Below are 10,599 nucleotides of genomic sequence, written 5' to 3'. Positions count from 1 at the left end.
ATTATGTATAAAACAATTTTTATTGAAAAAGGTCAAGGTGGCTGGGGTACGGGTTTTAGATTAACACCGACAACAGAAAGACATAAAGTTCTGTCAGTGACAGGTGGAGGGATCCATCCGGTAGCCAGTAAAATAGCTGAATTGTCTGGAGGTGAAGCGGTAGATGGATTTAAAAATGCCATTCCAGAAAATGAAATTATGTGTGCTATTATCGATTGTGGTGGTACAGCTAGAATTGGTGTTTATCCAATGAAAAAAATTCCGACTATTGATGTTATTCCGTCAGCACCAAGTGGACCATTAGCAAAACATATTACAGAAGATATATTTGTTTCTGGTGTAAAACCGGAAAATATTACACTTATTGAAGATAATAATGAACAATCAGCAACATATTCGCAAAGTGACGAACAACCGACACAGGCGGTTGAAGATCCACTTTTGGATCGTCAAAAATTCAAAGAAAAATATGCGCAAATAAAGGAAGAACATAAAGCAAATCAAAAAGAAGGATTTTTAATTAAATTATCCCGAGGCATAGGTAAGGCGATGGGGATTTTTTATCAAGCGGGCCGAGATTCAACCGATATGTTGATAAAAAATATAATTCCATTTATGGCCTTTATTAGTATGTTAATAGGTATTATTAACTATACAGGGATAGGAAATATTATCGCGACAACATTATCCCCTTTAGCCGGTTCATTATGGGGAATGATGATAATAGCCTTTATTTGTAGCTTACCATTTTTATCACCGATATTAGGTCCGGGAGCAGTTATTGCCCAAGTAATAGGCGTATTGATTGGTTCTCAAATTGCGATAGGGGCGATTCCGGTAGCTTATGCATTACCGGCTTTATTTGCGATAAATGCTCAAGCAGGGTGTGATTTTATACCGGTAGGTTTATCTTTGGGTGAGGCCAAACCAAAAACCGTGCAGTATGGAGTTCCGGCGGTATTATATAGTCGCATGATAACAGGGATATTAGCCGTTATTATTGCCTGGTTATTTAGTTTTGGAATGTATTAGTTAATCAAAGGAGTAGTCGAATATGGCTAAAAGTATAATTACTGAAATTGGTTCAATTGTTCCAGAATTCAAGGAGGAAAAAGTTATTATTTTATTTGGACCGATGGCAACTCCGGATTTACGTGACATTTGTGTTATTCATGAATTTAGCCACAAACCTAATCAAACATTAAAGGTAGGCAAACAATTTAAGTTAGGTAATCACAAATACACTATTAAACAAGTTGGTTCTGAGGCAAATAAAAACTTTGAAGAGCTTGGACATATTTCCATCTATTTCAAAGAAAATGATGGTGGTCTATTACCCGGAGCAATAGAAGTCGAGCCATCAGAGTTTCCTGATCTTAATGTTGGTGATAATATTTGTTTTGAAATTTAAAAATCATTATTCCCTAAGATTTTAGGGAATAATTGTCATAATTACTGAATTATTTATGTAGTAAATAAAATTATAATATTTTATTTTTATGGAGATTATTACACTAATTGCTAAATAACAAACTCGTTATATTATTGAATAATATGTGTTATTATAATCTCTTTAAAATAAATGTTATTTAGGATGAAAGTATGAGCCAATTAGATGAATTTAAAAAATTAACAGTTGTGGTGGCTGATACTGGTGATATCGATTCAATAAAACAATTCTCACCAGAAGATGCAACCACAAATCCTTCGCTTGTTTTGAAAGCAGCACAACTTCCTCAATATCGACATTTGATTGATTCTGCGGTTGCAACCGCGAAAAAATTAGGCGGTAGTAAAGAACAACAGCTAGTAAATGCGTGTGATCAAGTAGCGGTGAATATCGGTGCAGAAATTTTAAAAACAGTACCGGGAAGAATCTCAACCGAAGTTGATGCTCGTTTATCTTTTGATAAACAAGGTTGTATTGAAAAAGCACGTCGAATTATCGAACTTTATAAAGAAAAAGGTATTGATAAATCAAGAATTCTAATCAAAATAGCTTCTACCTGGGAAGGCATAAAAGCGGCTGAAGTGTTGGAGAAAGAGGGGATTAATTGTAATTTAACATTATTATTCTCATTCGCACAAGCACGAGCCTGTGCTGAGGTAAATGCGTTTTTAATTTCTCCATTCGTTGGTCGTATTTATGATTGGTATAATAATAAAAAGCCAATCGATCCATATGTTGCCGATCAAGACCCAGGTGTAGTTTCAGTACGAAATATTTACAATTATTATAAACAACATGGTTATAAAACAATTGTTATGGGAGCAAGCTTCCGTAAGGTTGATCAGATATTGGCATTAGCGGGATGTGATAGATTGACTATTTCTCCTAATTTGTTATCTGAGATGCAACAATCAAATGCATCAGTAGTAGCGAAACTAAATCCAAATCAAACAGTGGAGCCTCGCCCCGCGTTGATGACAGAAGCTGAATTTAGATGGCAACATAATAGTGATGCCATGGCAGTAGAAAAACTAGCCGAAGGTATCCGCGCATTTGCCGTAGATCAAGGCAAATTAGAAGATATGATTAGCGCATTATTATAATGATAATAAAAAAGGGGAGCATGCTCCCCTTTTATTTATCTTTACTAAATTCACATACAAAATCGGTATGTTATTTACCTTTTGTAGATACACAAGTTTTAATTCAAAAATATTTCTGGAGATAACAATATGAATGCAGCAACACTATCTCATCGCGAACTTGCGAATGCGATAAGGGTATTAAGCATGGATGGCGTGCAAAAAGCTAAATCAGGCCATCCGGGGGCTCCTATGGGGATGGCTGACATGGCCGAAGCACTATGGCGTGGATTTTTAAAACATAATCCGCTTAACCCACTTTGGGCAAACCGTGATCGTTTTATATTATCAAATGGTCATGCCTCAATGTTGATATATAGTTTATTACATATGACTGGTTATAATGTGACTATTGATGATTTAAAAAATTTTCGTCAATTACACTCTAAAACCGCTGGTCACCCAGAATATGGCCATGTGCCAGGTGTTGAAACCACTACAGGCCCATTAGGGCAAGGTTTAGCTAATGCAGTGGGTATGGCAATTGCTGAAAAAACTTTAGCTGCACAATTTAATAAACCAGGGCATGAAATTGTTGATCATCATACTTATGTATTTATGGGCGATGGTTGTATGATGGAAGGTATTTCCCACGAGGTTTGTTCTTTAGCAGGAACCCTTAAATTAGGTAAATTGATTGCTTTTTATGATGATAATGGTATATCAATCGATGGTGAAGTTGACGGCTGGTTTACTGATGATACAGCTAAACGTTTTGAAGCTTATGGCTGGCACGTTATTCGAAGTATTGATGGCCATGACGCCGAAGCTCTTTCTCATGCAGTTGAACAAGCACAGGCGGTGACTGATAGACCATCACTATTAATGTGCAAAACTGTTATTGGTTTTGGTTCACCAAATAAAGCAGGTAGTCATGAAAGCCATGGTGCACCATTAGGTGATGCAGAAATTACTGCTACTCGTGAAGCTCTTGGTTGGAAATATCCAACTTTTGAAGTGCCTAAAGATTATTATGATGCGTGGGATGCTAAAGCAAAAGGTAAACAACTAGAAGACGAATGGAATACTCGCTTTGCTGCATATGCTCAAGCTTATCCAGAGCTAGCCAAAGAATTTAAACGACGAATTAATGGTGATTTACCTAATAGTTGGCACACAACAGCAACAGAGTTTGTGGCTAAACTACAAGCCAATCCGGCAACTATTGCTACTCGTAAAGCATCACAAAATGCAATTGAAGCCTTTGCACCAGTATTACCTGAATTTTTGGGTGGTTCAGCCGACTTGGCTCCGAGTAATTTAACTATGTGGTCAGGTTCTAAAGAAATATTGGCTAATCCAGATGGTAATTATATCCATTATGGGGTGCGTGAATTTGGTATGTCAGCAATTATGAATGGTATTACTTTACATGGTGGTTTTATTCCTTATGGCGCAACCTTTTTAATGTTTATGGAATATGCTCGTAATGCTATTCGTATGGCTGCATTAATGAAAATCCGTTCACTATTTGTGTACACTCATGACTCTATCGGAGTGGGGGAAGATGGTCCAACTCATCAACCAGTAGAACAAATAGCAAGCCTACGAGTTACCCCAAATGTTAGTACTTGGCGCCCATGTGACCAAGTAGAATCTGCTATTGCATGGCAATATGCAGTAGAACGCAAAGATGGCCCAACAGCATTAATTTTTACAAGACAAAATCTTAAGCAACAAGAACGTAGCAAAGAACAATTAGCTAATGTTTATCGTGGTGGTTATATTTTGAATGATTGCACTGGCACACCAGAACTCATTTTAATTGCGACCGGTTCTGAAGTTCAGCTAGCTGTAGATGCGTATGATCAACTTACACAGGCTGGCCGAAAAGTACGTGTTGTTTCAATGCCGTCAACGGACGCATTTGATAAACAGGATGTTACTTATAAAGAATCAGTGTTACCATCTTCAGTAACTGCTCGTATTGCAATTGAAGCAGGTATCAGCGATTACTGGTTTAAATATGTTGGTTTAAATGGTAAAGTTATTGGCATGACAACTTTTGGACAATCAGGACCAGCAGATCAACTATTTAAGGAATTTGGTTTTACTGTCGAAAATGTACTAGCACAAGCAAATATCTTATTAAAATAATAAGTTTTTTATATTTTAAAACTCCGGTGATAGCTTCAGCGGAGTTTTCTATTTTATATTCAAGTAAAAATCTTCAAATAACCTTCTAATATTCATACTATATAGTTACTTATAACGTCAATCTTATCAGATTATTGAGCAAATGAAGTTTGCTTTTTAGCAAATTCAAATTTTTGCTCCCATCTCAGCACAATCAATTTACCACACATTGGACCTAAAAGCATTATAGCTTTTGAACAAGCTATCATAAACTTTTTGATAGCAAATATATGGAGGATTTAACATGTATTTAGATGAACGCAGTACAATATTATTAAAAGAGATTTTGTGTCATCTCAATATAACTAGCCTGGTTCTGCAAGAAAGGTTTAATTTAACACGAAGACAAATATAAACAACATGGTTATAAAACAATTGTTATGGAAGCCACCTTTCGTAAGGCTGATCAGATATTGGCATTAACGGGATGTGATAGATTGACTATTTATCCTAATTTGTTATCTGAGATGCAACAATTAAATGCATCAGTAGTAGTGAAACTAAATCCAAATCCAAATCCAAATCCAAATCAAACAGTGGAGCCTCGCCCCGCGTTGATGACAGAAGCTGAATTTAGATGACAACATAATAGTGATGCCATGGCAGTAGAAAAATTAGCCGAAGGTATCCGCGCATTTGCTGTAGATCAAGGTAAATTCGAAGATATGATTGGTGCTTTTTGAAAATAGCATAGTAAAAGGGAGGTAAACTTCCTTTTACTATTTATAAATCAATTATCTAAACAGTGGCAACCTGAAAAATATTGTCTGATTGGTATTAAAAATATCTGCTTATCAAAAATATCATTCTAGTAATGCTTCTGCTATTTCGTTATCTATAATTAAATGATCAATGACTTTTTTATGAATAAGCGGCTTAATGCTGTTTACTTTTTCTTTTCCGGTTGCTAGTACGATTACATCGGGTATATTGATTAAATCAGTCAAACTTATACCGATCATTTTCTCTGAAATATTCGTATCAACGGCATTAGCATTTTTATCAAAAAATGTAGCACCAATATCCCCGATAGCTTGACTTTTTTCTAATTCAATTACATCACTTTCATGTATGTAGCCAAATTGTCTATAACTAGATGATAAGACAGGATTACCAACTCCCATAATTGCCATATCCACATTTTTCCCCATATTGAGTATAGTTCTTACTAATTCAGTATCTTCCAAGATTTTTTTGATTTTGACTGTGTCAGCAATAGCAGGGGAATAGAAATAATTTACATTACAACCATATTTTTGGGCTAAAATAAAAGCCAAATGATTTGAGTGATATTGAAACTCCGACATTCCCATTCCTCCAATCAATGGTACTATTGAGAGATCGCTAAAATTACGATAGTTAGCCTGTTGAACATATTCGTAAATTGTGGTTCCCCATCCTATTCCTAAATTGTTGATTTTGGATAACCGCCTTTCAATAAATTCGACACAACATGCGCCAACCGCAATTTTAGCATTTTTGTGGCTACTACTATTAGGCGCGATTATTACTGTTTTGAGGTCGTATTTTTTTTCTAATGCTTCTTGTCTTTGTTGTATATTGTATTCGGTATGCTGAATGGTAATTCTTACAATACCTTTATCCTTTGCTTCTTGCAATAATGTAGCTACAGTTGGTCTTGATACACCCAAAATTTTAGCAATTTCAGTTTGAGTTACTTCCTCTTTATAAAAAAGCATTGCTGCTTTTACCAATAAATCGGTTCGTTTGGTCATTTTTGCTCCTTATAGCAAATATCAAGAAAATGGTTAGTTAAATTTAATTTATTTTATCACAAATTAATTTTTCATTTGAAATGTTACTTTTCAATAGAAAAAAGTTGACAAGATTTTTTTTTGTTATTAGTATTTTTACTAAAGTAAACTATGTTATCAAATGTAAAAAGGAGGGGTTATGTTAGTTAACTCGAAACAGTTATTAGATATTGCTAAAAAAAGAAAATTTGCTATTCCGGCACCAGATTTTATTGATTTAGATTCAGCAAGAGTATTTGTTGATGTGGCTCAAGAAAATAATGTACCAATTATTTTGTCTTTTGCTCAATCGCATTCGCAAATGATTTCACTTGAAGAAGCAGCTTTAATTGGGAAGTTTCTAGCTGAAAAATGTTCTGTTCCCATTGGTTTACATTTGGATCATGGTGAGGATTTTGATTTTATAAAAAGAGCAATTGAACTAGGATTTACTTCTGTAATGATCGATGCATCAATGAAATCCTTCGAAGAAAATATAGCAATTACCAAAAAAGTTGTTTCTTTTGCTCATAGCAATGGTGTTTCGGTAGAAGCTGAGTTAGGGCATGTTGGTGCTGGTGAAAATTATGAAAACCATGATTCATGTGATTCAATTTATACTAGTCCTTCAGATGTGGTTGAATTTGTTAGCCAAACTAATATTGACTCACTAGCTATTTCGATTGGTACTGCACACGGTGTATATAAAGCAACACCTAAAATTAATTTTGATCGTTTGCATGAAATTGATCAATTAACCACAATTCCTCTTGTTCTACATGGTGGTTCTTCTTCAGGGGATCAAAATCTTGAAAAATGTGCATTGAACGGAATTGCTAAAATTAATATTTTTACTGACATTATTAATAATGCGTTTGATGAAATTCAAAAAACAAAACCAATTAATTATTTTGAATTAAAGAAATCCGCCAATATTGGTATGCAAAAAATGTTAGATCATTATGTCAAATTATTTCATACCCAACCGATTGATATTTAAAGGTAAACAATATGACTAAACATATAGTTACAAAACCATTTTTTGTCGTGAATCCTAAGTCTTATCTTTGTGGTGAGAAATTGCTTGAACTTGCAATATTAGCGGATGAATTATCTTGTAAACACAATATTACTATTTTTGTAACGGCTCCATATAGTGATTTAGCTAGTATTGCTAAGCAAACATCTCATATTATCGTGACTGCTCAACATTTAGACGGTATTTCCTATGGTCGTGGTATGGGAGCTGTTCTACCTGAATCATTAAAAAATGTTGGAGTAAAAGCAACATTTCTAAATCATGCAGAAAAACCATTAACACTATCAGCCTTAACAAAGGCTATAAATAAAGCGAATGAATTAGGCATATTAACCATCGTTTGTGCTGATAGTTTATCTGAAGCAAAAGCTATTTCTGTATTACGCCCTGATATTGTTTTATGTGAACCGACTGAATTAATCGGTACCGGTAAAACAAGTGATGAAGATTATATACAACAAACAAATGAAATTATCAAATCTATGGATGCCAATATATTAGTTATGCAAGCCGCTGGAATTAGTTCACCAGAAGACGTCTATCGAACAATTCTTTTAGGTGCTGATGGAACAGGTTGTACAAGTGGTATTGTTTGTGCTCCAAATCCATCACAAATGTTAAAACAAATGATTGAATCACTGGTAGAAGCATTTACAAAAAGGAGAATGTAGTATGGTTATTAAACATGAACAACTGATTTTGGAATCTAATGGAGTACGTGTTTCTTATCATAATATTACTAATAATATTAAAGATATTATTGAAAAGTCAAATATCAAAGATGGTATGTGCGTGGTTGCAAGTTCACATACTACATGTTCAGTTTTATTTGAAGAATATGTGCATGATTATGATTGGAATGGAGATGAATTTTTACAAGTAGATTTAAATCGTATTTTAAATAAATTAATACCAAGACAATTAACAGAATCGGATTATCTTTATCCTGGACCTAAACATGTTCAATTCTTAGAAGAACTTGCGGCTGTTGATCCAACTTATCCCGCTGATCCGGCTACAATTCTTAATGCGGATGCACATATTCGCGCTTCAATTTTTGGTTCAAGTGAAACTTTTATTATCAAAAATGGTCAACTCCAAATAGGTTCTGTTGGATATATTTATTTTATTGACTGGGATCAAAATCGTAAGCGTAAAAGAAAATGTAATATTTTACTTATGGGGGAATAAAAACAGATAAATCTAATGTTAGTTAATACTCTAACTATTGAGGATTACTTATGTTCTGAATTGTTAATCAAAAATTCTATTTATACTTATTTTGCTTCTAGTTTCTGACTGTAAAAATAGGATACAGAACATAATCCTATAAATATCGATACTTTCGCACCCATTAATTTGAATTTTTGGGCGCAAAATTTCAGGTGGATTGAGCGAAGGTAATCTCTATTCACCATATTTTCAGTATGATAGCAAGGAGTTTGTAATGGAATATGTAGAATGGTTTGGAACGCATTTTATCGGTTTATTTCAGGCCGGTGGGCAAGCATTTTTAGGTCTTATTACGGGGATTCTTCCTTTGTTAATCGTCTTATTAACATTTACCTATTCTGTCATAGCCTTTATTGGTGAACAGAGGGTAACAAGAGCAATTCAGTTTTCAGCTAGAAATATAATTTTACGATACAGTCTTATGCCGATGTTATCAGTTTTAATGTTAACTAACCCAATGGCATATACGTTCGGGCGTTTTGTAAAAGAAGAACAAAAACCTGCATTTTATGATTCCGCAGTTTCATTTGTTCACCCAGTAACAGGTTTATTTCCTTATGCAAATGCCGGTGAGTTATTTGTATTTTTAGGTATAGCAAATGGTGTAATGGAAGCTGGGTTTAATATTTCAAGCCTTTCCGTTCGGTATTTCTTAACTGGTATTGTGGTTATTTTAATGCGTGGCATTATTACTGAAATGATCACTAACTTTTTAATGCGTAAAGAGAATCTGTAGGAGCCACATTATGTATAAAACAATTTTTATTGAAAAAGGTCAAGGTGGCTGGGGTACGGGTTTTAGATTAACACCGACAACAGAAAGACATAAAGTTCTGTCAGTGACAGGTGGAGGGATCCATCCGGTAGCCAGTAAAATAGCTGAATTGTCTGGAGGTGAAGCGGTAGATGGATTTAAAAATGCCATTCCAGAAAATGAAATTATGTGTGCTATTATCGATTGTGGTGGTACAGCTAGAATTGGTGTTTATCCAATGAAAAAAATTCCGACTATTGATGTTATTCCGTCAGCACCAAGTGGACCATTAGCAAAACATATTACAGAAGATATATTTGTTTCTGGTGTAAAACCGGAAAATATTACACTTATTGAAGATAATAATGAACAATCAGCAACATATTCGCAAAGTGACGAACAACCGACACAGGCGGTTGAAGATCCACTTTTGGATCGTCAAAAATTCAAAGAAAAATATGCGCAAATAAAGGAAGAACATAAAGCAAATCAAAAAGAAGGATTTTTAATTAAATTATCCCGAGGCATAGGTAAGGCGATGGGGATTTTTTATCAAGCGGGCCGAGATTCAACCGATATGTTGATAAAAAATATAATTCCATTTATGGCCTTTATTAGTATGTTAATAGGTATTATTAACTATACAGGGATAGGAAATATTATCGCGACAACATTATCCCCTTTAGCCGGTTCATTATGGGGAATGATGATAATAGCCTTTATTTGTAGCTTACCATTTTTATCACCGATATTAGGTCCGGGAGCAGTTATTGCCCAAGTAATAGGCGTATTGATTGGTTCTCAAATTGCGATAGGGGCGATTCCGGTAGCTTATGCATTACCGGCTTTATTTGCGATAAATGCTCAAGCAGGGTGTGATTTTATACCGGTAGGTTTATCTTTGGGTGAGGCCAAACCAAAAACCGTGCAGTATGGAGTTCCGGCGGTATTATATAGTCGCATGATAACAGGGATATTAGCCGTTATTATTGCCTGGTTATTTAGTTTTGGAATGTATTAGTTAATCAAAGGAGTAGTCGAATATGGCTAAAAGTATAATTACTGAAATTGGTTCAATTGTTCCAGAATTC

Annotated in this window: 10 protein-coding genes and 2 pseudogenes; 11 read left to right on the top strand and 1 reads right to left on the bottom strand. The window is 34.6% G+C overall.

Features of this window, described 5'->3' with window-relative positions; translation table 11 throughout:
* Positions 1-3 precede the first annotated feature (3 nt).
* From srlE (A9G12_RS06360) to A9G12_RS06340, 6 genes and pseudogenes are all read left to right on the top strand, one after another.
* Positions 4-1,032, top strand: a complete 1,029-nt coding sequence (gene srlE, locus A9G12_RS06360) for a PTS glucitol/sorbitol transporter subunit IIB (protein WP_065565023.1) — start codon at positions 4-6, stop codon at positions 1,030-1,032.
* Between the two features lie 22 nt (positions 1,033-1,054).
* The gene (locus tag A9G12_RS06355) at positions 1,055-1,411 is read left to right on the top strand and encodes a PTS glucitol/sorbitol transporter subunit IIA (protein ID WP_065565032.1); all 357 of its coding nucleotides are present in this window, start codon (positions 1,055-1,057) and stop codon (positions 1,409-1,411) included.
* Between the two features lie 191 nt (positions 1,412-1,602).
* Entirely contained in the window at positions 1,603-2,553 is a 951-nt protein-coding gene (tal, locus tag A9G12_RS06350) for a transaldolase (RefSeq protein ID WP_065565031.1), read from the top strand.
* A 129-nt stretch (positions 2,554-2,682) separates the two neighbouring features.
* A complete protein-coding gene (gene tkt / locus A9G12_RS06345; protein ID WP_065565030.1) occupies positions 2,683-4,689 on the top strand; it encodes a transketolase in 2,007 nt (668 codons plus the stop codon).
* Positions 4,690-4,972: 283 nt separating this feature from the next.
* A pseudogene (locus A9G12_RS12635) lies at positions 4,973-5,080 on the top strand (hypothetical protein); the annotation flags it as partial.
* Positions 5,073-5,411, top strand: a pseudogene (locus A9G12_RS06340) (transaldolase family protein); the annotation flags it as partial. The pseudogenes A9G12_RS12635 and A9G12_RS06340, both read left to right, overlap by 8 nt.
* Positions 5,412-5,531: 120 nt before the next feature.
* On the opposite strand, the gene A9G12_RS06335 reads toward A9G12_RS06340, so the two are convergent.
* Positions 5,532-6,464 carry a sugar-binding transcriptional regulator gene (locus tag A9G12_RS06335; protein ID WP_065565028.1) on the bottom strand — a complete coding sequence of 311 codons (933 nt, stop codon included), beginning with the start codon at positions 6,462-6,464 and terminating at the stop codon, positions 5,532-5,534.
* A gap of 178 nt (positions 6,465-6,642) precedes the next feature.
* Here A9G12_RS06335 and A9G12_RS06330 point away from each other — a divergent pair, with 178 nt between their 5' ends.
* The 5 genes from A9G12_RS06330 (at position 6,643) to srlE (A9G12_RS06310) (ending at position 10,529) form a co-directional block, all read left to right on the top strand.
* The gene (locus A9G12_RS06330) at positions 6,643-7,482 is read left to right on the top strand and encodes a class II fructose-bisphosphate aldolase (protein ID WP_065565027.1); all 840 of its coding nucleotides are present in this window, start codon (positions 6,643-6,645) and stop codon (positions 7,480-7,482) included.
* Between the two features lie 11 nt (positions 7,483-7,493).
* Positions 7,494-8,192: a triose-phosphate isomerase gene (locus tag A9G12_RS06325; protein WP_065565026.1), complete on the top strand. Its 699-nt coding sequence runs from the start codon at positions 7,494-7,496 to the stop codon at positions 8,190-8,192.
* A 1-nt stretch (position 8,193) separates the two neighbouring features.
* Positions 8,194-8,712: a YjbQ family protein gene (locus tag A9G12_RS06320; protein ID WP_065565025.1), complete on the top strand. Its 519-nt coding sequence runs from the start codon at positions 8,194-8,196 to the stop codon at positions 8,710-8,712.
* 256 nt (positions 8,713-8,968) lie between these two features.
* Complete coding sequence (srlA, locus tag A9G12_RS06315; protein ID WP_065565024.1) at positions 8,969-9,490, top strand: PTS glucitol/sorbitol transporter subunit IIC; 522 nt, start codon at positions 8,969-8,971, stop codon at positions 9,488-9,490.
* A gap of 10 nt (positions 9,491-9,500) precedes the next feature.
* Positions 9,501-10,529: a PTS glucitol/sorbitol transporter subunit IIB gene (srlE, locus tag A9G12_RS06310; protein WP_065565023.1), complete on the top strand. Its 1,029-nt coding sequence runs from the start codon at positions 9,501-9,503 to the stop codon at positions 10,527-10,529.
* Positions 10,530-10,599: the final 70 nt, after the last annotated feature.

Source organism: Gilliamella sp. wkB112 (assembly GCF_001690685.1).
In the GTDB taxonomy this organism is placed as follows: domain Bacteria; phylum Pseudomonadota; class Gammaproteobacteria; order Enterobacterales; family Orbaceae; genus Gilliamella; species Gilliamella apicola_J.
This window is presented reverse-complemented; position numbering and strand designations above follow the sequence as displayed.